The organism is Streptomyces cucumeris, assembly GCF_024295805.1.
Lineage (GTDB): Bacteria > Actinomycetota > Actinomycetes > Streptomycetales > Streptomycetaceae > Streptomyces > Streptomyces cucumeris.
Map to the genome: position 1 here is coordinate 257,818 of NZ_JANCLX010000007.1, position 25,537 is coordinate 283,354.

A 25,537-nucleotide genomic window follows, 5' to 3' on the forward strand; every position below is an offset into this window, starting at 1 on the left:
CGCACGGGGTGTGCGCCGGTGACTCACACACCCCCGCCGCACACTCTCCCGCGCGACCCCGGTAAGCGGTTGACTCGGCTGTGTGACCACTGCACGGACGTACATCCGGAAGGGGATCAACCCGTGACCACCGAGCCCGACCACGTCGCGTTATCCGTGGAGCTCGCGGAACTCCGGCGCACCGTCGACGTGGGCTTCACCCGTGTCGACGGCCAGCTCGCCCTGCTCGACCACCGGGGGGACCAGGCGGAGGAGGACGTCGGCCAACTGGCCGGTCGGATCAGGATCCTGGAGCACGGGCGCTGGCCACTGCCCTCCATCGCCGCCCTGACCGGCCTGTTGTCCCTGGTGCTCGCGGTGTGGCAGGTGGCGGGGCGCTAGAGCGTGTCCGCAACGTCCCGCCGGGCCCGCGGTCAGCCGAGGCGGATGTGGTGCAGCAGCAGCAGCGCCGCCGCCATGTTGGCCGCGGGCACCTCGCCCCGCGCGACCAGATCGGGCACCGACTTCAGCGGTACCCACTCCCGGCGGTCGGACTCGAAGTCGTCCTCCGGGGGGCCGACATACGCGGCCTCCTCGGCCCAGTAGATGTGGTGGCGGGCGTCGGTGAGCCCGTTGGACGGTTCGACCGAGAGCAGATGGCGCAGCGGCCCGGGGCGCCAGCCGGTCTCCTCCTCCATCTCCCGCGCGGCGGCGTCCTCGACGCTCTCACCGTCCTCGACGACACCGGCGGCCAGCTCCCAGCCCCAGGCGTCGGTGATGAAGCGGTGCCGCCACAGCAGCAGCACCTCATTGGCCGCGTTGACCACGGTGGCCACGGCCACCGGGCGCAGCCGGATCAGATAGTGGTCGAGATGGCGGCCGTCGGGGAGTCTGACATCGGCGAGATTGACCCGGAACCACCGGTTCTCGTACACGGTCCGCTCCCTGAGGTTCTTCCACCGCACTACCGGACACCTTCCGCCGCACAGATGGCAATCCCCGGCCAGCCGCTGACGAGAGTGCGGACCGCGCTCAGAGAGGAACGCGCAGTGCCCCGTCGATGAGTTCCGCGGCCTCGTTCGTCGCGGCGCACCCGCTGGCCGCGAGGTGCTCCCGGACCGCCCGCAGCCGGTCGCGTAACCGCTGGGACTCCATCCCGCGGGCCCGCTCGGTCATCTCCACCGCGGTGGCGCCCGCCCGGTCCGCGTCGCCGGTGCGCAGCTCGATATGGGTGAGCATGGCGAGCCGGTGCACCCGCCCCCGGTCGTGGGCGGGCGCGCCGGCGGCGGCGGTGGCGTGTTCGCGGGCGGCCCCGAGGTCGCCCAGGCTCAACAGCGCCTCGGCCACCTGGACGTTGACCAGACCCGGCTGGACATATCCGGTCTCCTCGGGCTCCTGGCCCGGACGGATCCGGTCGGCGGCGGTCTCGGCCCGCCGGATACAGGCCAGCGCCCCGGCGCCGTCGCCGAGCCGCGCGTACGCCTTGGCCTGCATGGCGTACAGATCGGCGGCGAGCGCGGGGGTGATCTGGGTGCCCGCGGCGCGCAGCGCCGACTCGGCGAAGGCGACCGCCTGCCGGTATTCCCGCATGAACAGCGACTGGTTGACCAGCAGCGCTATCACATAGGCGCCAAGACCGCGGTCCCCGCTGGCCTTGGCCAGCCGCAGCGCCTGGTGGAAGTAGCGCTGGGCCAGGCCGTGGGCGTCGGAGTCGTAGGCGCAGATCCCGGCGATGGCCACCAGTCCGCCGGTGGCGCGGTGGAGTTGGCGCCCGGTGTCGTCGGGGTAGCTGCCGCGCAGCAGCGGGGCGGTCTCGGCGTTGAGGAAGCCCACGACGCGGGCCCGGGTCGCCACTCCCCCGGCCTTGCGGTAGAGCTGCTCGTAGTGGGCGCGGGCGGCGCGCAGCATCTCGATGTCGGACATGCTGACGCGGGTCAGCCCGTTGCGGGAGACATCGCCGTCCTCGGGCGGGTTCTCCCACTCCCACACCGGGATGACGGCGGAGGTGCCGGTGACCGCGGGGGCGGCCATGACATGCGGGCGCTGCTGCTCGTCGGAGCGCCACAGCGCGGTGGCGCGCTCGACGAACCCGGAGAGCGGGGTGGCGGGGGCGCGGGGGCTGCCGGGGGTGCCGAGCCCGATGTCGTCGAGGGTGAGGGCGCGGCGCAGCCGTTCGCCGAGCACCTCGCAGATCAGGTCGGGCACCTGGCCGCGCGGACGCTGTCCCTTGAGCCAGCGCGCCACCGCGGTGTGTTCGTAACGCAGTGTCATACCGCGTGCCCGGCCCGCCTCGTTGATGTGCGCGGCCAGGCCCGCGTGGGAGATCCCGGCCTCGTCGAGTACGGAGTCGAGCAGTGTGTTGGGCTCCATCTCGCCCTCCCGACGCCCTCGGTGGCGCCAGCGTAGTGGAGACGGATTCGCACGGGGTGTGAACCGGACAGCGGTCAGCGGTGCCGGGCATCGCCGGCCGGGACGGAGAGCGAGGAGGTGGCGGACAGCGGGCGGCGGTCGTTGCGCAGCGCCACCACCGCCATGTCGTCCGCCAGCCGTCCGCCGGTGTGCCGCAGTACCGCCGAGCGCACCCCCTCGACCACCGCGGCCGGGACGATCGGGCCGGGGCCCGCGGCCTCGGCGAGCGCGCGGCGCAGCGGGAAGAAGGTGCCGGCCGCGTCCCGGGCGTCCTCGGCACCGTCGGTGTGCAGCACCAGGGCGTCCCCGGGCGGCAGCGGCGCGCAGTGGGCCAGGGGCAGTTCGGCGGGGAGCGGGAAGAGACCGAGCGGGGGCAGCACCTCACCGGGCGCGGTCTGCCGGGCGGTGGCGGGGCCGACCGGCTGCTCCAGGAGCCGGTACGGCCAGGGATGGCCGCAGTTGAGTGCGGTGACCTCGCCGTCCGGGCCCACCTCCAGCAGCAGGACGGTCACGAACTCCTCGGCCTCGGGGCTCTCCGGGGTGTACGCGCCGCCCGCGCGTTCGCGCAGATGCCGCTCCAGGGCGCGGTCCAGTCGCCGCAGCACACCGGCGAGTTCGCGTTCCTCGTGGGCGGCCTCACGGAAGCTGCCGAGGACGGCGGCGACGGTGCCGATGGCGGCGAGGCCGTGGCCACGGGCGTCCCCGATGACGGCGCGGACGCCGTACGGGGTGGCCAGCACCTCGTAGAGGTCGCCGCCGACCGCCGCGCCGCGGCTGGCCGACAGATGGCCGCCCGCCAGCTCGATGCCCTCCAGGCGGGGCGGCAGCGGGCGCAGTACGGCCTGCTGGGCGGCGGCGGCCACCTCCCGGGCCCGGTGGAGTTCACGGACCAGCCGGGAGTGCCGGCCGGTGGTGAGATAGCCGACCGCGACCACGGTGAGGATGGCCGCGCAGGCGCCGATCCGGGCACCCAGGGCGTCGGCGGAGCTCTCCGGGGCGGGGATGCCCAGCGGGACGAGGGCGAACAGCGCGCTCGCGCCGCCGAGCACCATGCACAGTCTGCTGCCGGTGAAGGCGCAGGCGATGGCGGGCGCGGCGGCCAGGAGCTGGATCACCCGCGGTCCGTAGGGACAGCTCAGCTCCCAGACGACGATGCCGAGCAGCCATCCGCACATCAGCGCGACGGCGGCCCTCCGCCCGCATCGGGGGGCCGTTCCCGGCGGCCCGCCTCCCGCCCTGTTTCCGATCATGCGACGCCCCCGTTCACAGCCAATGAGGCGGTCGGCGGGACCCTGGGGCCGGCTCTGACTCGGTCCTGACCTGGGCCGTGCGACCGGGACGATTCTCGCGACAGTCACTGCCAAATGGACCAGCAGCTTCCGATTCTCACCTGATCGTGTGATGCCGTTCTCGACCGGCATCCGAACACCGCTCCGTGGCACGGACGGGAGAGCGAAGGCGCGCGAAGGGCGCGCCCCGCCGAGGCGGGACGCGCCCTGTCGGTCCTGACGACCGGTGTCAGGCGCCGCGGAGCACGGCGCCGGTGCGCTCGGCCGCGAGGGCCACCGCCGCGTCCCGGGCGGCGGCGATCTCGTCGGCGGTCAGCGTGCGGTCGGCGGCGCGGAAGCGCAGCGCGTAGGCCAGCGACTTCCTGCCCGCACCGAGCTGTTCACCGGTGAACACGTCGAACAGCCGCAGGGACTCCAGCAGTTCGCCCGCGCCCTCGCGCAGCGCCGACTCCACATCGGCCGCGGCCACCGCGGTGTCCACGACCAGCGCCACGTCCTGGGTGGCCACCGGGAAGGTGGACACCCGCGGCGCCTCCAGGGAGCCGGAACCGGCTTCCTCCAGACGGTCGAGCTCGATCTCCATGGCGCAGGTGCGCTCGGGGAGGCCGAGGGCCTTGGTGACCCGCGGGTGCAGTTCGCCCGCATTGCCCACCAGGACCTCCTGGCCGTCCACGACGGCCAGGAGCGCGGCGCAGCGGCCCGGGTGCCACGGCTCCTGCTGGTCCTGGCGGACGATCAGCTCGACACCCGCCTCACGGGCCACGGTCCGGCCCGCCTCGACCGCGTCGGCCCAGGTGGCCGGGGTGCCGGTGCCCCACCATCCGGACTGCTCACGCGCGCCCGTCAGCACGACCGCGGCACGGCGCGGCTGACGCGGCAGGGCGGCGTCCAGCAGGGCGATCTCCTCGTCCGTCGGACGGTGGTCCACCGGCAGGGTGACCGCGATCCGCCGGGCACCGCTCGCGCGGAAGACCAGACCGGTCTCGAAGAGCGCGAGGTCGTGCTCACCGCGGCCGTCGTTGCGGCGCAGCGCGGCGAGCAGCCCCGGCAGCAGGGTGGTACGCAGCGCGGGCTCGGTGTCCGAGATCGGATTGACCAGCGTGACGAGGTCCCGGCGCGGGTCGTCGGCGGCCAGTCCGAACTGGTCGAGCACCTCCTCGCCGATGAACGGGTAGTTGAGCGCCTCCACGTACCCGGCACCGGCCAGCGCCCGGCCCACCCTGCGGTGCAGCCGCTGGCGCTCGGTCAGCCCGCGCCCGGCGGGCGGCTGGGGCAGCGTCGCGGGGAGGTTCTCGTACCCCTCGAGCCGGATGACCTCCTCGGCCAGGTCGTTGGGGTCGGTGAGGTCCGGCCGCCAGCTCGGCACCGTGACGGTGAGGTCGTCGGCGCCGTAGACGTCGCAGCCGATCTGCTGGAGGCGGCGCACCACGGTCTCGCGGCCGTACGCCACGCCCGCCACCCGGTCCGGGTGGTCGGCGCGCAGGGTGATGGTGTGCGGAGCGCTGGGCGAGATGATCTCGGTGACGCCCGCCTCGGCGGTACCGCCCGCGAGCAGCACCAGCAGATCGACGGTGCGCTGGGCCGCGGCCGAGGTGGCCTCCGGGTCGACGCCGCGCTCGAACCGCTTCGACGCCTCGGAGGACAGCTTGTGTCGGCGGGCGGTGCGGGCGATCGAGACCGGTGCGAAGTGGGCGGCCTCGATGACGACCTCGGTGGTGCCGCCCGCTTCCCCGGTCGCGGGGTCGGCCACCGCGTCCGCGATCTCGGTGTTGGCGCCGCCCATCACCCCGGCGAGGCCGATCGGCCCGCTCTCATCGGTGATGACCAGGTCCTCCGCGTCCAGCACCCGCTTGGTGCCGTCCAGGGTGGTGAACTTCTCGCCCTGCTCGGCACGGCGCACCCCGATCGTGCCGTTGATCCGGGCGCGGTCGTAGGCGTGCAGCGGCTGACCGAGTTCGAGCATCACGTAGTTGGTGATGTCGACGGCCAGCGAGACCGGGCGCATCCCGGCCTTCTGCAGCCGGCGCCGGAGCCAGATCGGGGAGTGCGCCTGCGGGTCGAGCCCGGTGACGGTACGGGCGGTGAAGCGGTCGCAGCCGACCGGGTCGGTGACCGTGACCGGGTAGCCGTGGCTGTTGGGCGACGGCACGTCCAGCAGGGCCGGGTCGCGCAGCGGCAGCCCGTAGGCGGTGGCGGTCTCGCGGGCGACACCGCGCATCGACAGGCAGTAGCCCCGGTCCGGGGTGACCGCGATGTCCAGGACCTCGTCGACCAGTTCCAGCAGCTCGATGGCGTCGGTGCCGGGCTCGTACTCCGGCGGCAGCACGATGATGCCGTCGTGGTCGTCGGACATGCCCAGCTCACTGGCGGAGCAGATCATGCCCTCGGAGACCTTGCCGTAGGTCTTCCGCGCGGCGATCGCGAAACCGCCGGGGAGTTCGGCGCCGGGGAGCACCACGACGACCTTGTCGCCGACGGCGAAGTTCCGGGCGCCGCAGACGATGTTCTGCTGCTCACCGGTGCCGTTGGCCCGCCCGACGTCCACCTGGCAGTAGCGGATGGGCTTCTTGAACCCCTCCAGCTCCTCGATGGCCAGGACATGTCCCACCACCAGGGGGCCCTTGAGACCGGCGCCGAGCTGCTCGACGGTCTCGACCTCCAGCCCGGCGGTGACGAGTTTGGCCTGTACGTCGCGTCCGGTCTCACCGGCCGGCAGGTCGACGTACTCCCGCAGCCAAGAAAGCGGGACCCGCATCAGATCTCCATCCCGAAGGGCCGGGTGAAGCGCACATCACCCTCGACCATGTCTCGCATGTCTTCCACGTTGTGCCGGAACATCAGCATCCGCTCGATGCCGAAGCCGAAGGCGAACCCGCTGTACTTCTCCGGGTCGACACCGCAGGCCACCAGCACCCGCGGGTTGACCATGCCGCAGCCGCCCAGCTCGATCCAGCCCTCGCTGGAGCAGGTGCGGCAGGGGCGGTCGGGGTTGCCGACCGACTCACCGCGGCAGACGTAGCAGAGCATGTCCATCTCGGCGGACGGCTCGGTGAACGGGAAGAAGTTCGGCCGCAGCCGGGTGGACATGCCCTCGCCGAACAGCGCCCGCACCATGTGGTCGAGCGTGCCCTTGAGGTCGGCCATGGTCAGCCCCTCGTCCACGGCCAGCAGCTCGACCTGGTGGAAGACGGGGGTGTGGGTGGCGTCCAGCTCATCGGTGCGGAAGGTGCGGCCCGGGCAGACCACGTAGATGGGCGGCTCGCGGTCGATCATCGACCGGATCTGCACCGGCGAGGTGTGGGTGCGCAGCACCAGACCCGAGGATCCGCCGCCCTCGTCACCCTCGTCGCCCTCGCCGCTCCGGGCGCCCCGGACGAAGAAGGTGTCCTGCATCTCGCGGGCGGGGTGGTCCGGCGGGAAGTTCAGCGCGTCGAAGTTGAACCACTCGGCCTCCACCTCGGGGCCCTCGGCGACCTCGTAGCCCATGGCCACGAAGACGTCCTCGATGCGCTCGGAGAGGGTGGTGATCGGGTGGCGGGCGCCGGCCGGGATGCGGTCGTAGGGCAGTGTGACGTCCACCGCCTCCTCGACCAGCACCCGCGCGTCGCGCTCCGCCTCCAGCTCCTCCTGACGGGCCTTGAGCGCCTGGTTCACCTGGCCGCGGGCCTGGCCGACGCGCTTGCCCGCGTCCGCCTTGGCGTGCGGTGGCAGGGCGCCGATCTCGCGGTTGGCCAGGGCCAGCGGGGAACGGTCGCCGGTGTGGCCGACCTTCACCTCGCGCAGCGCCTCGAGGTCACCCGCGGCGGCGATGGCGGCGAGCGCCTCGTCCCGCATCCGGGCGATCTCTTCCGGTTTCAGTGCCTCGACCTCGACAGGGTCGTACGACTTATTGGGTGCCGACATCTCTTCCCGTGCTTCCGTTTGTTCCCCAGCTACCGCTGAGGAGGTGCCCCCTGGCTGCGCGACCCCGCCCGACGGCTGCTGCGACCACAGGGACCACAAGGGACGCCAAAGGTGCCAAAGCCCGAGTCTAAGGGGCGCGCGGCTGCTGCTGTTCCTGGGTAAGCCCGTGGGCGGACTCAGACCAGATAGGCCGGGGTGCCCACGGGCAGGGTAAATCGGAACTCGGCGCCGCCGCCGCGGGCCCGCCCGACGGTGATGGTGCCGCCGTGGGCCTCGACGATGCCCTTGACGATGTACAGGCCCAGGCCGGTGCCGCCGCGCTTGCTGCCCCGCCAGAAGCGGGTGAAGACGCGGCTCATCGACTCCTCGGGGATCCCGGGGCCCTCGTCGCTCACGGTGACGGCGGTCCTCTCCACTGCGGGGCCTTCCACGGCCGGGCCGTCCGCAGCGGGCCTGGCCGGTGCGGGTGCCACCTCGATGGTGACAGTTCCCTCACCGTGACGCACCGCGTTTTCCAGCAGGTTGCCCAGCACTTGGTCGATCTTGTCGGGATCGGCCCACAGATCCGGCAGCGGCCCCCTGACCCGGATCAGGAAGCGCTCGGCACAGTGTCCGGCGGCGGTGAGCGCCTGGACATGGCGGCGGACGGCGGCGGCCACGTCCACCGGCTGGCGGCGCACCTCCAGCCGCCCGGAGTCGATACGGGAGATGTCCAGCAGCTCGGCGATCAGCCGGGTGACCCGGTTGGCGTCGGCGTCGACGGTCTCCAGCATCAGCCGCTTCTGGTCGTCGGTGAACCGCTCCCACTTCGCGAGCAGGGTGGCCGTGAAACCCTTGACCGAGGTCAGCGGGGAGCGCAGCTCATGGGCGACGGTCGCGATCAGCTCGGCGTGACTGCGCTCGGTGCGGCGCCGCGCCTCGGTGCCGCGCAGCGAGACCACCAGCCGGCGCACCGGCCCGGTGGGGTGGTCACGGACGTACCGCGCGGAGACCAGGACCTCCCGACCGCCGGGCAGCAGCAGATTGCGCTCCGGCTGCCCGACCCGGGTGGCCAGGCCGCCGTAGGGATCGGTCAGGGTCCACCAGCGGCGGCCGTCCAGGTCCTCTAACGGCAGGGCGCGTTCGAGCGGGGCGCCGACGGCGTCCGCGGGGCGGGTGGCGGTGATCCGGGCCGCCGCGGCGTTGAAGCAGGTGACGCGGCCGGTCTCATCGGCCACCACCAGGCCGTCGGGCAGATCGTCGGGGTGCAGGCCGAGCACGGCCGCCAGGGCGTCGGGCTCCGGCGGCCCGTCCGCGGCGGCGGGCAGCCCCGCTCCGGGCGCGCGGGCGTCGGCCGCCCTGGCGCCGGAGGTCCTGACGTCCATCCCCACACCCCCTCCTGGGCCCCCAGAGGGGGCAACCCTACTAGGTCGGTGTGACGGAGCGGCACCCCGCGGGAGCGCGCTGCGCACGAGCCGAGGCGTAGAGGCACACCGCGGCGGCCGTGGCCAGGTTGAGGCTCTCGGCCCTCCCGTGGATCGGAACGCGCACCACCTCGTCGGCGAGTGCGCGGGTCTCCTCCGGCAGCCCCCATGCCTCGTTACCGAAGATCCAGGCGGTGGGGGCGCCCAGCAGACCGTCGTCGAGCTCGGAGTCCAGGTCCCGCTCCCCCGCCCCGTCGGCGGCCAGCACCCGGGCGCCGGCCTCCTTCAGCCCGCTCACCGCGTGCTCCACGGGCACCCCGACGGCGACCGGGAGGTGGAAGAGGGAGCCCACGGAGGCCCGGACGGCCTTGGGGTTGTACAGGTCCACCGAGGCGTCGGTGAGCACCACCGCATCCGCCCCGGCGGCGTCCGCGCAGCGCAGCACGGTTCCGGCGTTGCCGGGGTCACGGACGTTGGCGAGGACGGCGACGAGCCGCGGGCGGGCGCGCAGCACCTCCTCGAACGGCGAGTCCAGGAAGCGGCACAGCCCGACGATGCCCTGCGGGGTGACGGTGTCCGACATCTCCGCGACGACCTCGTCGGAGGCGGTGAGCACCGGTACGCCCGCGGCCCGCGCGGCGGCGACGATCTCCGCGTGGCGCCCGGCGGCCTCGGGGGTCGCGTAGACCTCGACGAGATGGCCGACGGCCTCCCGTACGGCCTGCGGGCCCTCGACGAGGAACCGCCGCTCCTTGCCGCGGAAGCTGCGCTTGGCGAGCCGTCGCGCCGCCGTGACACGCGGCGATTTCAGGGAAGTCAGCTCAGGGGCCGCCATGGGGTGCGCCTTCTCGTGCGGGGTGACGGGTTCTCGTGCGGGGTGACGGGGCAGGGGCGCCGACACGCGCGGACCCGCAGGTGAGTGATCACCTGCGGGTCCGTCGCCGGTACGGCTCAGCGTTACGCGTCAGGCCGCCTTCGGGGCATTGATGTCGCTCGGCAGCGCCTTCTGGGCCGCCTCGACCAGCGCGGCGAACGCGTTGGCGTCGTTGACCGCGAGGTCGGCGAGGATCTTGCGGTCCACCTCGATGTTGGCGGCCTTCAGACCCTGGATGAAGCGGTTGTACGTCATGCCGTTGGCGCGGGCAGCGGCGTTGATGCGCTGGATCCACAGCTGCCGGAAGTCGCCCTTGCGCTTCTTGCGGTCGTTGTAGTTGTAGACCAGGGAGTGGGTGACCTGCTCCTTGGCCTTGCGGTACAGGCGGGACCGCTGACCGCGGTAGCCGCTGGCCTGCTCGAGGATCGCCCGGCGCTTCTTGTGGGCGTTGACTGCCCGCTTGACGCGTGCCACTTGTTTAACTCCTTGTACGGGGCCGCGGGTGACTCATACGGCCCGGAAACGAATAGGTCCCGGTCGGCTCGACGCACACCCCGCCTCGGCGGGGCGGGGGCGTCACTTGCCGAGGAGCTTCTTGATCTTCTTGGCGTCGGCCGGGGCCATCTCGGTCTTGCCGGCCAGGCGGCGCGTCAACGTGGACGACTTGTGCTCGAGAAGGTGGCGGCGACCGGCGCGCTGGCGCATGACCTTGCCGGAACCGGTGAGCTTGAAGCGCTTGCGGGCACCGCTGTGCGTCTTGTTCTTCGGCATGTCGCCGTTCACTCCTCGTCGGGGGCGCTGTCCGGTGACCGGGCGGGCACGGCGGTGACCGCGGTCCGGCGTCCGGAAGCGTCTGGTATTTCGGTTGGTCTCCGGAGCCTTGCGGCCCCGGGTGGGCGATGGAGGCTCGCGCCTCGCGATCACGCCTCGGCGGGCTCCTCGGCGTGCTCCTCGGCGGCAGTGCCGCCCTGGCGCTCCGCCTTGCGGGCGGCCTGGGCCTCGCGGGCTTCGGCCATCGCCTCGGTCTTCTTCTTGTGCGGACCGAGGACCATGATCATGTTTCGGCCGTCCTGCTTCGGGTTGGACTCCACGAAGCCGAGGTCCTGGACATCCTCCGCGAGCCGCTGCAACAGCCGGTAGCCGAGCTCGGGCCGGGACTGCTCACGGCCACGGAACATGATCGTGATCTTGACCTTGTCGCCCTGCTTGAGGAACCGGACGACGTGACCCTTCTTGGTGTCGTAGTCGTGCGGGTCGATCTTCGGCCGGAGCTTCATCTCCTTGATGACCGTGTGCGCCTGGTTCTTGCGCGCCTCACGGGCCTTCATGGCCGACTCGTATTTGAACTTTCCGTAGTCCATGAGCTTGCAGACCGGCGGACGGGCGGTCGCCGCCACCTCGACCAGGTCGAGGTCGTACTCCTGCGCAAGCTCCAGGGCCTTGGCAAGCGGCACGATGCCGACCTGCTCGCCACTGGGACCGACGAGTCGCACCTCGGGGACGCGAATCCGGTCGTTGATGCGGGGCTCGGCGCTGATGGATCCTCCTCGGTTGCACCACGCGACCGCCTGGCGGACTGCCGCGTAACGTCTGTATCGGTTGAGACCACCGCACCGGACGCACAAAACGCCCCTGACGGTACACAGGCGGGGCTCCTCATTGACCGGGAGCACCGCCGCGATGTCACCGCGGGGCGCAGCCTGACCGATGACCTGCCGACCAAGGGCCGGGAGGTGGGAGCGTGGAGCCTCCACTTGTGGGCCGGGCACGCGAGTGACCGGCCGGTCGCTCCCCTAGCTTACCAGGACCGCGGAGCGTTGCTCACCACGCCGCCCGCCCGGTGCTCGGCACCCGCCCGGTACGAGCGATTCCGGGCGGCCCCTAGCGCCGCGTCAGCCAAGGTTCGCCCCGCTCGCCGCCCTGGCACGGCCATCTGCGGCGTTGCCGAACCGGCCGAGTAGGCCCACTACGAGGCCGATCCGGCGCCTTGCAGCTGACCGCACCAGGACGCCTCGCTACCGGGCAAACCTTGGCTGACGCGGCACTAGGCTGGGGACACCCATCGTCCAGGAAGTGAGCCCCGACCACCATGAGCGACGCCAACGCCGGGCAGCCGGCCCCCGACTTCGACCGTATGACCCGTGACATCGCGGACGTGCCCGCGGTCGAGGTGATCACCACGGTCGCGGTGCACCTCATGAGCGCGGCCGCGGTCAACCTGGGGCTGGCCGAGGAGGGTCCGCAGACCAAGGACCTGGACGAGGCGCGGAAGCTGATCAACGCGCTGGCGGGGCTGGTGACGGCGAGTGCCACGGAGATCAGCTCCTTCCACGCCGCCCCGCTGCGGGACGGCCTCAAGTCGCTCCAGCTCGCGTTCCGCGAGGCGTCGGTGGTGCCGGACGAGCCGGGTCAGGGGCCGGGCGAGAAGTTCACCGGCCCGGTCTTCGGCTGAGCGCTCCGCGCAGCGGACGCCGGCGGGGCCGCTCAGGCCGCCTCGGGGCCCTTGGCCTCGGGGCCGCCCGCCTCGGGCCGGTGACCGCCGCGCATCCGGCCCCACGGCCCGGCCGCGGGCTCTCCGGTCGTCTGCTCCCGCTGGGCCTGGCCCACCGGGTGCTGATGGGTGAACCGGTGCACCACCGCGGCCAGCACTCCGCCGACCAGCGGCGCGATCAGGAACAGCCAGAGCTGCGACAGCGCCGCGCCGCCCGCGAACAGCGCCGGGCCCAGACTGCGCGCCGGATTCACCGACGCCCAGGTCAGCGGGATGCCGATCAGGTTGACCGCGGCGTAGGCGAGGCCGATCGGAATCGGCTCGAAGCCGGACGGCTCCTCCTCCGCCCCCTCCCCCTGGCCGGCCCGGCCGGCCTTCCGGTCCGCCCGCTGGGTCACCGTGAGGAACACGAAGACCAGCAGGAAGGTGAGCAGCACCTCGGCGAGGAAGGCCCCGCCCGCGCCCAGGCCCACCGGTGACCGGCCGCCGTAGCCGTTGGTGCCGAACGCACCGTCGGTCTGGAGCCTGGGCACCTGCTTGGCCAGCAGGAAGAGCACCGCGGCGCCGATGATCGCGCCGACCAGCTGCGCGACCCAGTACTCCACGGCCTGCCGGATGTCGATGCGTTTGGCGAGCAGCGCCCCGAGCGTGATCGCCGGATTGACGTGGCAGCCCGAGATGCGCCCGAACGCGTAGGCAATCGCGATCAGCGTGAAGCCGAAGGCGAGCGAGATGCCGAGGGCGTTGATGTAATCCCCGGCCAGGACCAGGGAACCGACTCCGAACAGGACCAGCATCGCGGTCCCCGTGCATTCCGCTACGACCGTTCTCGTCTCCATGGCGCTCTCCTCTTACCGATCGGACCGCCAGTTGCCCTATGCATTGTGGGGCGATCCAGGAGATTTCGCCTGTTGGTTCGATTACGGCCCGGGTCAGAGGGGGGTCGGGGCAGGTCGGGCGGCCGATCCCGCGCCCGTTGACGGGGTACGGCTCAGCGGTGGAAGAGCGGCTCCCCGGGCACCGTGGCGTCCGGCGGCAGCAGCGCCAGCGTCAGCCCGCGCACCAGCCGGGCCCGCAGCACCTCGTCGGAGGCCAGGGCGCCCGCCACGCGCTGCGCCGTCTCGCGCGCCGGAGCGTGCGGGGCCAGGGCGAGCGCGAGCATGCCGTCGGCGTCCTGGGCCGGTCCCAGGTGGGCCCGGACCACATCCGGCTCGGCGGCCAGCACGGATCGCACCGCGTCGGTGACCGCGGGGTCGCCGAGCGGATCGGCGCTGGTCCGGCCCTCGGCGAGGGCCAGCAGGGCGGGACCGGTGAGCTGATAGGGCACCGGACCGGCGAGGTCCAGGACCAGGGTGTCCGCCTTCTCGTGCGCGGCGGCCTCCAGGGCCTGGCGCAGCGGTACGGCCACCGGGCGGGCGTCCGGACGCCAGCGGGCCAGGGTCTCGGTCGAGGTGAAGGCGGGCAGCGCGCGGCGTCCGTCGGGAGCCTGGAGCGTCGGCACCGCCATGTCGCTGGTCTTCTCGCGGCGCAGCCCCCCGGGCCCCTCCTCCACCTCGCCGAGCATGGCGACCACCGGTACCAGGAGCCGGGCCCCGGTGAGCGCGGCCAGCACCTCGGGTTCGGTGGAGCGGTCATCGGCCCAGGCGGCGAGCGCCGCGGTCAGGCGGGGATCGGCGGAGCCGTCGTCGCCGGAGAAGCCGGGGTCGGGAATGTTCTTGAACGCCACATCGCGAGGGTATCGGGGGCGGGGCAACCGGCCTCGCGCCGGGGAGCCGTCTTTACTGATGAGATGTTGATCATTTCCTCATCACGGACGAAAGCAGGCCACCTGGCGTCCCCGGACGGAAACAACGACACTCGACCGACCCGGCGCCCCGCCCGGGTCACCACGAGTGCCGCGGTCGCGGTCGTCGCGGCGCTGACCCTGTCCCTGCTCGGCTGCGGCTCCGGCGGGGTACGGGACCGGCAGGCCGACGGAGAAGTGGGCGCCCGGCCGGCGGGCGGCCCCGAACGGCCGACGGCGGGCATGGACGGAGGAGGAGCTGTGGCAGGCGACGACGGGACGCGGTCCGCGCCACCGCCCCCGGCCCGCCCCCTCAGCGACACCCTCACCCGGGCACTCGCCCCGATGGCGGAAGGCTCCGCCGCGTACTTCTCCGTCGGCCTGCGCGACCTCCGGTCCGGGGCGGTCGGGGTGTACGGCGGCGGCTGGTACGACACCGCGAGCATCGTCAAGGTCGGGATCCTCGCGGCCCTGCTGCTGGACGCCCAGGACGAGGGCCGGGAGCTGAGCGGCGAGGAGCATGCGCACGCCGCCGCGATGATCGAGCAGAGCGACAACGGCGCCGCGAACGCGCTCTGGCGGGCGATCGGCGGCGCCGACGGTCTCGACGCGGCGCACCGGCGGCTGGGGCTGACGGAAACGTTCGGCGGCGAGGCCGGGCGGTGGGGCCTGACCCGCACCACCGCGGCGGACCAACTGCGGCTGCTGAGCGCGGTCTTCGAGGACGGTTCGGCGCTGGGCGAGCGGGCCCGGGAGTACATCGGCACGCTGATGGGACGCACCGCCGACGAGCAGAGCTGGGGTGTCTCGGCCGCCGCCGACGGTGACGGCACCGGATTCCGGCTCAAGAACGGCTGGCTGCCGCGCAGCACCACCGGTCTGTGGGACATCAACAGCATCGGTCACATCACGGCGGGTGGGCGCGGCTACCTCGTCGCGGTGCTGTCCGACGGCAGCGCCGGTATGGACAGCGGGGTCGCGCTGGTGGAGGAGGCGGCGCGACGGGCCGTCGAGGCGACCACCGCGGCCCTCAACGGGGACGGCGGCTGGTGAACGCCCCGCGCGGCCCCGGCAGTCGCAGCGCCCCTGAGCCGCGCCACAGCGCGACCGCGACCACCACCAGGGCCGCTCCGGCGAGTCCGGCGAACAGCGCCGGACGGCCCGGGCCGTCCGCTTCCCGGTGGCTCGTGCCGTGGCCGGGGCCGGAGCCGAAGTAGCGGTGCGCGGCGGCAGCGGCGGTGGGCTCCTGGGCGCGCGGCGTCAGCTTCTCCCCCGCCGCGACGGCCGCCGCCGGGTCCACCATGCCCGCGCCGAGTTCATCGCTGCGGCCGCCCTCGGGGCCGTCCTGTGCGGTGCTGACCAGCAGTTGGCGGATCTGGCGCGGGCTCAGCCCGGGGTGGGCGGAGCGGACGAGGGCGACGGAGCCGGAGACGAAGGCGGCGGCGGCGCTGGTGCCCCAGCCCTCGTAGTAGCGCCGGTCGGGGTCGGCGATGACCACGTCGACTCCGGGCGCGCACACGGTGGCGTACCAGCGGCGGGTGGAGAACGCGGCGCGGCTGCCGTAGCGGTCCACGGCGGTCACGGCGATCACGCCGGGGTAGGCGGCCGGGTAGGAGGCGCGGTCGCCCTTCTCCCCGCCGTTGCCCGCGGAGGCGACGACCACCGCGCCCTTGCGCAGGGCGTACTGGACCGCGGCGTCCTCGGCGCGTTCGGGGTGGGCGGATTCGCTGTCGTCGCCGAGCGACAGGTTGATCACGTCGGCGCCGTGGTCGGCCGCCCAGCGGATGCCGTCGGCGAGCGCGCCGCCGCGGGAGGCACGCGCCTTCTTCCGGTCGGGGTCGGCGTCCTCCAGGATCACCCGCACCGGGAGGATCCTCGTACGGGGCGCGACGCCGAGCACCCCATCGCCACGGGACGTGCCGTGGCCGCGGCCGGCGATGATCCCGGCCATGGCGGTGCCGTGGCGGGCCCAGGCGCGGTCACCGGGTCCGGCACCGAAGCCGATGAGGTCCTTGCCGGGCAGCACCTGGCCCTTGAGGTCGGGGTGGTCGGGGTCGACACCGGTGTCCAGGACCGCGACGGTCGTGCCGGCGCCCTTGGTGGTCTGCCACGCCTGCCGGACGTGGAGGGCGTCCAGCGCCCACTCCTGGGCCTGTATGCCATCGGCCCGTGCGGGGGCGACGGGCAGCAGGGCGAGACCGGCGGCGGCCAGGGCCACGGCGAACCGCCGTCCCGTCCCGGTCATGCGCTGCCGTCCCCGGAGTCGGCCAGCGTGCGGCGGAAGGCGGTCGTGATCTCCTCGGCCAGACCCCGGGCGTCATGGCCGAGGCCCGACTGCGCGGGGGCCGTGGTCGCGCCGCGCTCGATGGCCTCCCCGGCCGGGCTGGGGTCGGTGACCTTCCGGCCGTCGGCGAACCCGCTGACGCTGTAGACGACGGCGGGGGCGTCGGTGAGGACCGTGATGTGCCAGCTTGCGCGCTGGGCGTCGCCGAACCGGGCGGCCGCGGTGCCCTTCGCGGCGTAGGGGCGGGGCATCAGGTCGGTGCGCTCGTCCAGCCGCTCGGTGGCGAAGCGCTCGTGCAGCGCGCGCATCCCGGCAACGTCGGAGGTGGTGATCAGCAGACCGACGGTGGTGACGTTGGTGCTGGTGGCGTCGGTGTACGTGGCGCGCAGCAGCCGTTTGCAGCCCACGGGGGCCAGTGCCTTGCCGAGCAGCGGGTCGAATCCGCCGCCGCAGCTGCTGTCGGGGGCGACGGCGATCCGGGTCCAGCCGCGGTCGGCGCCGCCGGGGCCCTCGCCCTTGCCGCGCAGGGTGCGCGGGAAGAGGGTGTCGACGGGGACGGCGCGCCAGGCGGTGCGCGCGTGGGCGTAGGTGTCGGCGGTGGTCGGCGGGGTCCCGGCGCCGTCACCGAGCCAGCTTCCGGCCGCCGCCCCGCCGAGCAGTCCGAGTCCGAGGACGAGGCAGACGGCGGCGGCCGCGGTGCGGCCGCGGGAACGGCGGCCGCCGGTGGCGGGCGCGGATATCGCGGTGTGCGGCGGATCGGGGGGCCGCGGGGGCGGCTGGTGGCCGAGCGCCGCGGTGGTGGTGCGCGGGCGGTCGTCACAGGGCCGGGAGCCGCGCGGCGAGGGGACCCGGGCAGGTACGCCGAGGACCGGGGTGTCCGGATCCGGGGTGAAACCGGGCGGCGCGGAGGGGCGCGGCGGGGCGGACGGTTGTGTGGGCACGGTGTGCGCACGCCGGGACGGCTGGGGTGGGTACGCGGGGTGTGGCGGGGGTGAGTCGTGGGGCGAGTGTGCCGCTTCGGCGTCGGTGCTCACCTGCACCCCCTCGCGCGCTTCAGGACCTGGTTCACCTGACTCCGTCCGGTTCGCCGCGCTGTGCCACCGCCTTTCGGACAGGCGGGCCCGTATACGGACATCACGCCCCTGACCTGCCGGTCGTGGCGTGCGCGACACTCTACGGTGCACCAGGGGGGCCGCGCACCGCTGCCCTCTACCCAGTGGTAATAGCGGTCTGGCAAGCTGCGTCCATGTCGTCTGCCGCCGCTGACCGGGCCCGGTACGACCGGGCCACCGCGCATCTCGAAGCGCCCCTGGCCATCGTCGATCTGGGGGCGTTCGACCGTAACGCCCGGGACCTGGTGCGCCGGGCGGGAGGCAAACCGGTCCGGGTGGCCAGCAAGTCGGTGCGGTGCCGGGCGCTGCTGGAACGGGTGCTGGCGCAGGACGGGTTCGCGGGGATCATGAGCTTCACGCTCGCGGAGTCGCTGTGGCTGGCCCGCGAGGGCTTCGACGACGTACTGCTCGCCTACCCCTCCACCGACCGGGACGGGTTCGCCACACTGACCAGCGATCCCAAACTGGCCGCGGCGGTCACGGTGATGGTGGACGGGATCGGTCAGCTCGATCTGATCGACAGTGTCCGCGCGGGGACCGAGGAGGTCCGGGTCTGTCTGGAGCTGGACACCTCGCTGCGGCTGCTGGGCGGCCGGGTGCGGGTGGGCGCCCGGCGCTCACCGCTGCGCGAACCGGTCCAACTGGCCGAGCTGGCGCGGGCGGTCGAGCGCCGCCCCGGTTTCCGGGTGGTCGGCCTCATGGCGTACGAGGGGCATGTGGCGGGGGTGGGTGACGCGGTGCCCGGCCGTCCGCTGCGCTCCCGGATGATCCGGCTGATGCAGAGCACCGCCCGCCGCGAGCTGGCCGAGCGCCGGGCGGCGGCGGTCCGGGCGGTGCGCACGGTGGCGGACCTGGAGTTCGTCAACGGCGGCGGCACCGGCAGTGTGCAGCACACCGCGGCCGAGGCGGCGGTGACCGAGATCGCCGCCGGGTCCGGGCTCTACCAGCCGCGGCTGTTCGACCACTACACCTCGTTCCACGGCCGCCCGGCGGCGCTCTTCGCCCAGCCGGTGGTGCGCCGTCCGGGCGTGGGGGTGGTGACGGTGCTGGGCGGCGGCTATCCGGCCTCGGGGGTGGCCGGTGCCGACCGGCTGCCGGTGCCCTGCCTCCCGGAGGGGCTGGCGTACGACCCGCAGGAGGGACCCGGTGAGGTGCAGACACCGCTGCTGGGCACGGCCGCCGACGATCTGCTGATCGGCGACAAGGTGTGGTTCCGGCACGCCAAGGCCGGTGAACTGTGCGAGCGCTTCGCGGAGCTCCATCTCATCGACGGAGAGAGCGGGGACCGGGTGGTGAACTCCGTCCCGACCTACCGGGGCGAGGGCCGTACGTTCCTCTAGCAGCGATGGCTCCGCGGGGCTCAGATGGAACGGCCGTCGCCCGCCAGCGCCTTGATGCCCTTGATGATCTTGTCCATATCGCTGAGCGGCGGAGCCTTGTCGCTCACATCGAAGCCGAAGCGCACCACGACCATCGTGTCGGGCACGGTGGGCGAGGGGAAGACGACCGACTGGACGTAGCCGTCGTCGCCCTTCTTGGTTTTCACCTTCCAGCGGACGAGGTAGCCCTTGCCGCCCACGACGTCGACCGCCCCGGCCTTGAGCTGCTTGTGGGAGCTGATCCCGCCGTACGCCTTGCGGTTGCTCTCCTCGTCCTGGCCGTAGGAGTCCTCCGCGTTCTGCGCGATGTCCTCCTTGGCTATGCCCTTGGCGGTGTCGGCCTTGTAGCCGCTGGCGGTGCGGGAGAAGGCGCCGCCGCGCACGCACTCGGTGGACGGATCGCCCGGGCAGGGGTAGCGGGAGGTGGTGATCCCGGCGCCGCCTGAGCTGCTGCGCCCCGCCTGCCACCCGGAGAGCACCGGCAGGCTGATGCCGTTCACCGGGTCGGGTGCGGTGTCCGGGTCGAAGCTGGGCGTACCGCCGGGGGGCTCGGTGGGCGGCTCCGACGGCGCGCCGCCGCCGTCGTCCTCCGGGGCGGAGGCGGAAGGGGACGGTTTGGCCTTGGGCCTGCCGTCGTCGTCCCCGCCGTCGCCCAGCAGCACCACACCCCCGATGATCGCGGCGATCACGACCCCCACAGCCACCGCGAGCGCGGCGACCTTCGGCCCGCGCCCGCGCCCCGGGAGCCCGCCCGGCTGCCCGGGGACATGGCCGGGCACCGGGGGCGCGCCGTACGGCATCCCGGGCGCCGCGGCGCCGCCGCGGGTGTACTCGGTCCAGGCCGAGCCGTTCCACCAGCGCTCGATGCCGGGGCCGTTGCCCGCGTCACCGGGGTCGGGGTACCAGCCGGGAGGTGTGTTCGTGGTCACGCGGTCACCTTATGGCCACGAGTCGGCGGCCGTACACCGGGGCGGACCGCCCCCGTCAGTTCAGGGCCTTGATGCCCTGCGTGATCGTGTCCATGTGGGAGAGCGGCGGCGCGGCGGGGTTCTTGTCGATGGCCATGCTGATGACGATCATCTTCTTGGCCGCGCTCCTGGGGTCCGGCAGGGCGAGGGACTGCACGTATCCGTCGTCGCCCGCCGCGTTGTCCACCTGCCACAGGACCCGATAGCCCTGCCGGCCGGCCACGGTGACCGCCTCGGACTTGAGTTCCTTGTGCGACACGATGCCGCCGTAGTTCTCCTTGCTGTAGGCGTCGTCCGCGTTCGTCGGGATGTCCTCCTTGGCGATGCCCTCCGCCGTCGTGGCCTTGTAGTAGTCGGGGAGGACGGTCAGCGTACGAATGCCCCCGCGCGCACAGGTCTTGCCGGGCTTCTTCGCGCAGGGGGTCGGAGCGCCCTGGAGCCCCACCCCGTCCTTGACGCCCTGGTACTCCGTCCAGCCGGTGAGGAGGGGCAGGCTGATGTGATTGACCCGGTCCTCGACGACCGCCGGATCGTCCGGGCCGCCCCCGGACCGGCCGCCCGGCGGGATACCGGCGGTGCCACCGCCGTTCCCACCGGGCAGCTTGCCCGCCGAGTTCCGCTTGGCCTTGCGGCCTTTGCCGTCGTCGTCCTGGAACAGCAGCACACCGCCGGCCACCGCCGCGACGAGCACGACTCCGGCGACCACGAGTGCCCCCGTCTTCGAACCACCGCGCGGCGCACCGCCCGGCTGACCGGAAGCCGGCGCTCCCGGATACCCGGGCAGAGCCCCCGGTACGGGCGCACCGGGGGGAGTCTGCGCCGCGGAGTACCCCGGGACGGGGGGCTGCCCCGGGGGGCCGGGCGGAGTGGGCGGAGTGGGCGGGCCCTGCACGGGCGGCATGGCGTGCATCGTGGGTGCGTAGTGCACGGCCTGGGCGTCACCAGGCCCGCCCGGTGCGCCGCGGCGGTCGTCGGTCCAGGCGGACCCGTCCCAATAACGCTCCTGCGTGGGGCCGGAGCCCTGGTGTTCGGGGTCGGGGTACCAGCCGGGTGGTGTCGTCATGCTCACGCACACCACCCTATGGCCAGGGCTTTACCCCGAGCGCATCGAACGCGCTTCCGTCCCGAAGGCCGGACATCTGTCACACGGGTGTGACGTACGCGCCCGCGATACCGCCGTCCACCAGGAACTCCGCCGCGTTGACGAACGAGGAGTCGTCGCTGGCGAGGAAGGCCACCGCGGCGGCCATCTCCTCCGGTTCGGCGAACCGGCCCACCGGGACGTGCACCAGACGGCGCGCGGCCCGCTCCGGGTCCTTGGCGAACAGCTCCTTCAGCAGCGGGGTGTTGACCGGCCCCGGGCACAGGGCGTTGACCCGGATGCCCTCACGCGCGAACTGCACGCCCAGTTCGCGGGACATCGCCAGCACTCCGCCCTTGGACGCGGTGTAGCTGATCTGCGAGGTCGCGGCGCCCATCACGGCCACGAAGGAGGCGGTGTTGATGATGGAGCCCCGGCCCTGCCGCTGCATGTACGGCAGCGCCGCCTTGCAGCACAGGTAGACGGAGGTGAGGTTGACCTCCTGGACCCGCTTCCAGGCGTCCAGCCCGGTGGTGAGGATCGAGTCGTCGTCGGGGGGCGAGATGCCCGCGTTGTTGAAGGCCACGTCGACCGAGCCGTAGGTGTCGTACGCGGTCTTGAACAGCGCCTCCACCTCCTCCTGGTCGGTCACGTCCACGCGGGCGTAGAGCCCGCCGACCTCGTCGGCCGCGGCCTTGCCCGCGGCTTCGTCGATATCGGCGCAGACCACGTTGGCGCCCTCGGAGGCGAGGCGGCGGGCGGTGGCCAGGCCGATGCCGCTGCCCGCTCCGGTGATGACGGCGGTACGGCCGACCAGTCGGCGGCACACGGGGGTCTCGGTCACGTCACTGCTCCTCGGTGCTGATGAAGACGTTCTTGGTCTCGGTGAAGGCGGTCAGGGCGTCGGGGCCCAGCTCCCGGCCGAGGCCGGACTGCTTGTAGCCGCCGAAGGGGGTCGAATAGCGCACGCTGCTGTGCGAGTTGACGGAGAGGTTCCCGGCGGCCACGGCGCGCGAGACCCGCAGTGCGCGGCCGACGTCCCGGGTCCAGATCGAACCGGACAGGCCGTAGTCGGTGGCGTTCGCCAGCCGTACGGCGTCGGCCTCGTCCTCGAAGGGGAGCACCACGGCCACCGGGCCGAAGATCTCCTCGACGGCGGTGCGGTCCTGCGGGCCGGTGGCCTCCAGGACGGTCGCCGGGTACCAGAAGCCCTTGCCCCGGGGAGCCTCACCGCGGATCGCGGCGGGCGCGTCCTCGGGGACGTAGGAGCGCACCCGCTCCCGCTGGGCGGCCGAGATCAGCGGGCCCATCGCGGTGGCCGGATCGGCCGGGTCGCCGACCGCGAACGAGGTCACGGCGGGCTCCAGCAGCTCCATGAACCGGTCGTAGACGCTCCGCTGGACCAGGATCCGGCTGCGCGCGCAGCAGTCCTGTCCGGTGTTGTCGAGGAACGACCCCGGGGCCGAGCGGGCGGCCAGCTCGACATCGGCGTCGGCGAAGACGATATTGGGGCTCTTGCCGCCGAGTTCGAGCGTCACCCGCTTCACCCCGGCCGCGCAGCGGGCCATGATCTCCTTGCCGACGCCGGTCGACCCGGTGAACACGACCTTGGCCACGCCGGGGTGCTCGACCAGCGCCGTGCCCGCCACCGGACCGGCGCCGGGCAGCACCTGGAACAGCCCCTCCGGAAGCCCGGCCTCCAGGGCGAGTTCGGCCAGCCGCAGCGCGGTGAGCGGAGTGGTCTCGGCCGGCTTGAGCAGGACGGCGTTGCCCGCGGCGAGCGCGGGCGCGGTGCCCCACGCGGCGATCGGCATCGGGAAGTTCCACGGCGCGATCACGGCGACCACGCCGAGCGGTTCATGGAAGGTGACGTTCAGGCCACCGGCGACCGGGATCTGGCTCCCGGTCAGCCGCTCCGCCCCGCCGGCCGCGTAGTCCAGCAGATCGCGGACGTTGCCCGCCTCCCAGCGGGCGTTGCCGATCGGATGGCCCGCCTCGCGGACCTCCAGTGCGGCCAGTTCCTCGATGTGGTCGTCGACGACGGCGGCGAAGCGGCGCAGCAGCCGGGCCCGGTCGGCGGGCGCGGCCGCGGACCAGCCGTGCTGGGCCGTGGTGGCGCGCGCGACGGCGGCGTCCACATCGGCCGCGGAGGCCGCCGGGACGGTGGCGATGACCTCCTCGGTCGCCGGGTTGAGTACGTGATGCTCGTGCGGGTGGTCGTTGGTCACCTGATGGTTCCTCACATGCGCTCGAAGGACCGGAACCGCTCCCAGTCCGTGACGGCGGTGTCGTAGGCGTCCAGTTCGACGCGGGCCATGTTGAGGTAGTGCTCCACCACCTCGTCGCCGAAGGCGGCCCGCGCGATGGGGCTGGCCTCCCACAGCTCGGCGGCGTCGCGCAGCGTGGTCGGCACATGCTCGGCGTCGCCGTTGTAGGCGTTGCCGGTACAGACCTCGGGCAGCTCCAGCTCGTTCTCGATGCCGTGGAGTCCGGCCGCCACCATGCCCGCGACCGCGAGATACGGATTGACGTCACCGCCGGGGAGGCGGTTCTCCAGCCGGTGGCCGTGGCCATGGCCGATGATCCGCAGCGCGCAGGTGCGGTTGTCCGGGCCCCAGGCGACGGCGGTCGGCGCGAACGAACCGGGCCGGAACCGCTTATAGGAGTTGATGTTGGGGGCGTAGAGCAGGGTGAAGTCCCGCATGGCGGCGAGCTGCCCGGCCAGGAAGTGGCGCATGGTCTTCGACATGCCGTACTCACCCGCGTCGTCGGCGAGCACCGGTGCCCCGGACTCATCGCGCAGCGAGAGATGGATATGGCATGAATTGCCCTCGCGCTCATCCCACTTGGCCATGAAGGTGAGCGCGTTGCCCTGCTGCGCGGCGATCTCCTTGGCGCCCGTCTTGTAGATGACGTGCTGGTCACAGGTGGTCAGAGCGTCGTCGTAACGGAAGGCGATCTCATGCTGGCCGTAGTTGCACTCGCCCTTGGCCGACTCGACGATCATCCCGGCCGCACCCATCTCATTGCGGATGCGGCGCAGCAGGGGCTCGACCCGGCCGGTGCCGAGGACGGAGTAGTCGACGTTGTACTGGTTGGCGGGGGTGAGCCCGCGGTACCCGGAGTTCCATGCCTCTTCGTAGGTGTCCTTGAAGACCATGAACTCCAGCTCGGTGCCCGCGTAGGCGGTCCAGCCGCGCTCGCCCAGCCGGTCGAGCTGCCGCCGCAGTATCTGGCGCGGGGAGGCCACCACGGGTGAGCCGTCGTGCCAGCCGAGGTCGGCGATCATCAGCGCGGTGCCGGGGTTCCAGGGAGTGTGGCGCAGCGTGGCGTGGTCGCCGCGCATGGCGAAGTCGCCGTAGCCGCGCTCCCAGGAGGACATCGCGAAACCGTCGACCGTGTTCATATCGGTGTCGACGGCGAGAAGGTAGTTACAGCCCTCGGTGCCGTGATCGAGGACGTCGTCCAGGAAGAAGCGGGCGGCGAACCGCTTGCCCTGCAGCCTTCCCTGCATATCGGTGAAGGCCAGGACGACGGTGTCGATCTCCCCGGCGTTCACGAGTCTGGTCAGTTCATCGACCGAGAGCGGGGATTTGCGGTCTGCCACGGTGGTCCTCCTGCGAAGATTGCAGCGCCGGAAGGCCATAAGGTAATACCGCAGACCATTGATTGGGAAGTAGGTGCGGAAGGTTCGATGAGCGACAGCCAGAGCGGGGACGGCGAGGTCACGTCGGGCGACCGGATCGGTGACCGGCTGGCCCCGGTACTGCGCCCGGTGCGCGCCGGGAACGGCTTCGAGGAAGCACTCGAGCAGATACTCCAGGTGCTCCGGCTGGGGCTGGTCCCGCACGGCGGGCGGCTCCCGGCCGAGCGGGAGCTGGCGGACCGGCTGCGGATCAGCCGGGTGACCCTGCGCGAGGTGCTCAAGGTGCTCCAGGACCAGGGGCTGGTGGAGAGCCGCCGCGGGCGGTACGGCGGCACCTTCGTCCGGGCGCGGCCCGAGCCCGCCGCGGGCGGCGAGGACGAGCTGCGGCGCCGCGTCGAGGCGGTGGACCTGGAGGACACCCTGCGCTTCCGGGAGGTGCTGGAGGTCGGCGCGGCCGGGCTGTGCGCCGCGCACGGACTGGACGACGCGCAGGTCACGCGGTTGCGGGCGGCTCTGGACGCCACCCGGGACGCGCCGCTGGGCGACTACCGGCGGCTGGACACGATGCTGCACCTGACCCTGGCGGAGCTGGCGGGCTCCCCCACGCTGGCCGCCCAGTACGCGGCGGTGCGGGCGTCGGTGAATGATCTGCTGGATTGCATTCCGCTTCTGGTGCGCAATCTGGAACACTCGCAGGCCCAGCACACCGCGCTGGTCGAGGCGGTGCTCGACGGGGACGCGGAGGGCGCGCGCGAGGTGATGCGCGAGCACTGCGAGGGCACGGCGTCGCTGCTGCGCGGTTTCCTCGTCTAGCGCGGCCCCGTCCGGCGCGGCCCCGCGGCCCCTCCCCGGGAACCTCATTAACGATCCTTTTACTCAGAGGGCTTGCGCATCGCCCCAGGGCAGACAAAGGTATGGCCCCACACCTTTGCCACC

General features: G+C 72.9%; 24 protein-coding genes and 1 pseudogene. 5 read left to right on the top strand and 20 right to left on the bottom strand.

Going from position 1 to position 25,537, the window contains the following annotated elements; all coding sequences use genetic code 11:
- The first annotated feature begins 123 nt into the window (after positions 1–123).
- The gene (locus tag NMK44_RS13720; RefSeq protein ID WP_254742350.1) at positions 124–381 is read left to right on the top strand and encodes a hypothetical protein; all 258 of its coding nucleotides are present in this window, start codon (positions 124–126) and stop codon (positions 379–381) included.
- A gap of 32 nt (positions 382–413) precedes the next feature.
- Here NMK44_RS13720 and NMK44_RS13725 read toward each other — a convergent pair whose 3' ends face one another.
- The 10 genes from NMK44_RS13725 to infC form a co-directional block, all read right to left on the bottom strand.
- Positions 414–944 (bottom strand): NUDIX hydrolase, encoded by a 531-nt coding sequence (locus NMK44_RS13725; RefSeq protein WP_254742352.1) that lies wholly within the window; start codon positions 942–944, stop codon positions 414–416.
- 67 nt (positions 945–1,011) lie between these two features.
- Positions 1,012–2,349: an NsdA family TPR-like regulatory protein gene (locus NMK44_RS13730; RefSeq protein WP_254742354.1), complete on the bottom strand. Its 1,338-nt coding sequence runs from the start codon at positions 2,347–2,349 to the stop codon at positions 1,012–1,014.
- Positions 2,350–2,423: 74 nt separating this feature from the next.
- Positions 2,424–3,563 (bottom strand): PP2C family protein-serine/threonine phosphatase, encoded by a 1,140-nt coding sequence (locus NMK44_RS13735; RefSeq protein ID WP_254742357.1) that lies wholly within the window; start codon positions 3,561–3,563, stop codon positions 2,424–2,426.
- Positions 3,564–3,906: 343 nt separating this feature from the next.
- Positions 3,907–6,432, bottom strand: coding sequence for a phenylalanine--tRNA ligase subunit beta (gene pheT / locus NMK44_RS13740; protein ID WP_254742360.1), 2,526 nt, complete (start codon positions 6,430–6,432; stop codon positions 3,907–3,909).
- Positions 6,432–7,580 (bottom strand): phenylalanine--tRNA ligase subunit alpha, encoded by a 1,149-nt coding sequence (gene pheS / locus NMK44_RS13745; protein ID WP_254742363.1) that lies wholly within the window; start codon positions 7,578–7,580, stop codon positions 6,432–6,434. Before pheS ends, pheT begins: the two co-directional genes overlap by 1 nt.
- A 176-nt stretch (positions 7,581–7,756) precedes the next feature.
- Positions 7,757–8,944: a sensor histidine kinase gene (locus NMK44_RS13750; RefSeq protein ID WP_254742366.1), complete on the bottom strand. Its 1,188-nt coding sequence runs from the start codon at positions 8,942–8,944 to the stop codon at positions 7,757–7,759.
- 40 nt (positions 8,945–8,984) lie between these two features.
- On the bottom strand, positions 8,985–9,818 hold the full coding sequence (locus tag NMK44_RS13755) for a TrmH family RNA methyltransferase (protein WP_254742369.1): 834 nt from the start codon (positions 9,816–9,818) through the stop codon (positions 8,985–8,987).
- Between the two features lie 129 nt (positions 9,819–9,947).
- The gene (gene rplT, locus NMK44_RS13760) at positions 9,948–10,331 is read right to left on the bottom strand and encodes a 50S ribosomal protein L20 (protein WP_254742372.1); all 384 of its coding nucleotides are present in this window, start codon (positions 10,329–10,331) and stop codon (positions 9,948–9,950) included.
- A gap of 102 nt (positions 10,332–10,433) precedes the next feature.
- Positions 10,434–10,628, bottom strand: a complete 195-nt coding sequence (gene rpmI, locus NMK44_RS13765; RefSeq protein WP_254742375.1) for a 50S ribosomal protein L35 — start codon at positions 10,626–10,628, stop codon at positions 10,434–10,436.
- A gap of 149 nt (positions 10,629–10,777) precedes the next feature.
- Entirely contained in the window at positions 10,778–11,395 is a 618-nt protein-coding gene (gene infC, locus NMK44_RS13770; RefSeq protein WP_254742623.1) for a translation initiation factor IF-3, read from the bottom strand.
- A 551-nt stretch (positions 11,396–11,946) separates the two neighbouring features.
- Here infC and NMK44_RS13775 point away from each other — a divergent pair.
- Positions 11,947–12,309 (top strand): DUF1844 domain-containing protein, encoded by a 363-nt coding sequence (locus NMK44_RS13775; protein WP_254742378.1) that lies wholly within the window; start codon positions 11,947–11,949, stop codon positions 12,307–12,309.
- A gap of 32 nt (positions 12,310–12,341) precedes the next feature.
- Here the strand turns inward: NMK44_RS13775 and NMK44_RS13780 are convergent, their stop codons facing one another.
- Both NMK44_RS13780 and NMK44_RS13785 read right to left on the bottom strand, forming a co-directional pair.
- Positions 12,342–13,187: an MIP family channel protein gene (locus NMK44_RS13780; RefSeq protein WP_254742381.1), complete on the bottom strand. Its 846-nt coding sequence runs from the start codon at positions 13,185–13,187 to the stop codon at positions 12,342–12,344.
- Positions 13,188–13,339: 152 nt separating this feature from the next.
- On the bottom strand, positions 13,340–14,074 hold the full coding sequence (locus NMK44_RS13785; RefSeq protein WP_254742384.1) for an SseB family protein: 735 nt from the start codon (positions 14,072–14,074) through the stop codon (positions 13,340–13,342).
- Positions 14,075–14,137: 63 nt separating this feature from the next.
- Here NMK44_RS13785 and NMK44_RS13790 point away from each other — a divergent pair, with 63 nt between their 5' ends.
- Complete coding sequence (locus tag NMK44_RS13790; protein WP_308358461.1) at positions 14,138–15,184, top strand: serine hydrolase; 1,047 nt, start codon at positions 14,138–14,140, stop codon at positions 15,182–15,184.
- Here the strand turns inward: NMK44_RS13790 and mycP are convergent.
- Positions 15,162–16,376, bottom strand: coding sequence for a type VII secretion-associated serine protease mycosin (gene mycP, locus NMK44_RS13795; protein ID WP_254742387.1), 1,215 nt, complete (start codon positions 16,374–16,376; stop codon positions 15,162–15,164). The genes NMK44_RS13790 and mycP overlap by 23 nt on opposite strands.
- Complete coding sequence (locus tag NMK44_RS13800) at positions 16,373–17,356, bottom strand: hypothetical protein (protein ID WP_254742390.1); 984 nt, start codon at positions 17,354–17,356, stop codon at positions 16,373–16,375. Before NMK44_RS13800 ends, mycP begins: the two co-directional genes overlap by 4 nt.
- Positions 17,357–17,661: 305 nt before the next feature.
- Between NMK44_RS13800 and NMK44_RS13805 the strand changes: the two genes are divergently transcribed.
- Entirely contained in the window at positions 17,662–18,867 is a 1,206-nt protein-coding gene (locus tag NMK44_RS13805; RefSeq protein ID WP_254742393.1) for an amino acid deaminase/aldolase, read from the top strand.
- Positions 18,868–18,887: 20 nt separating this feature from the next.
- On the opposite strand, the gene NMK44_RS13810 is transcribed toward NMK44_RS13805, so the two are convergent.
- From NMK44_RS13810 to NMK44_RS13835, 6 genes and pseudogenes are all read right to left on the bottom strand, one after another.
- A complete protein-coding gene (locus tag NMK44_RS13810) occupies positions 18,888–19,835 on the bottom strand; it encodes a DUF2510 domain-containing protein (protein ID WP_254742396.1) in 948 nt (315 codons plus the stop codon).
- A gap of 55 nt (positions 19,836–19,890) precedes the next feature.
- Positions 19,891–20,580, bottom strand: coding sequence for a hypothetical protein (locus NMK44_RS13815; RefSeq protein ID WP_254742647.1), 690 nt, complete (start codon positions 20,578–20,580; stop codon positions 19,891–19,893).
- A 249-nt stretch (positions 20,581–20,829) separates the two neighbouring features.
- Positions 20,830–20,937 (bottom strand): annotated as a pseudogene (locus NMK44_RS42435) (DUF2510 domain-containing protein); the annotation flags it as partial.
- A gap of 79 nt (positions 20,938–21,016) precedes the next feature.
- A complete protein-coding gene (locus tag NMK44_RS13825) occupies positions 21,017–21,799 on the bottom strand; it encodes a 3-oxoacyl-ACP reductase (protein WP_254742399.1) in 783 nt (260 codons plus the stop codon).
- Between the two features lies 1 nt (position 21,800).
- Positions 21,801–23,183: an aldehyde dehydrogenase family protein gene (locus NMK44_RS13830; RefSeq protein ID WP_254742402.1), complete on the bottom strand. Its 1,383-nt coding sequence runs from the start codon at positions 23,181–23,183 to the stop codon at positions 21,801–21,803.
- Positions 23,184–23,194: 11 nt separating this feature from the next.
- Complete coding sequence (locus NMK44_RS13835; protein WP_254742405.1) at positions 23,195–24,562, bottom strand: glutamine synthetase family protein; 1,368 nt, start codon at positions 24,560–24,562, stop codon at positions 23,195–23,197.
- 87 nt (positions 24,563–24,649) lie between these two features.
- On the opposite strand from NMK44_RS13835, the gene NMK44_RS13840 reads away from it, so the two are divergent.
- Positions 24,650–25,414: a FadR/GntR family transcriptional regulator gene (locus NMK44_RS13840; protein WP_254742408.1), complete on the top strand. Its 765-nt coding sequence runs from the start codon at positions 24,650–24,652 to the stop codon at positions 25,412–25,414.
- The last annotated feature ends 123 nt before the right edge of the window (positions 25,415–25,537 follow it).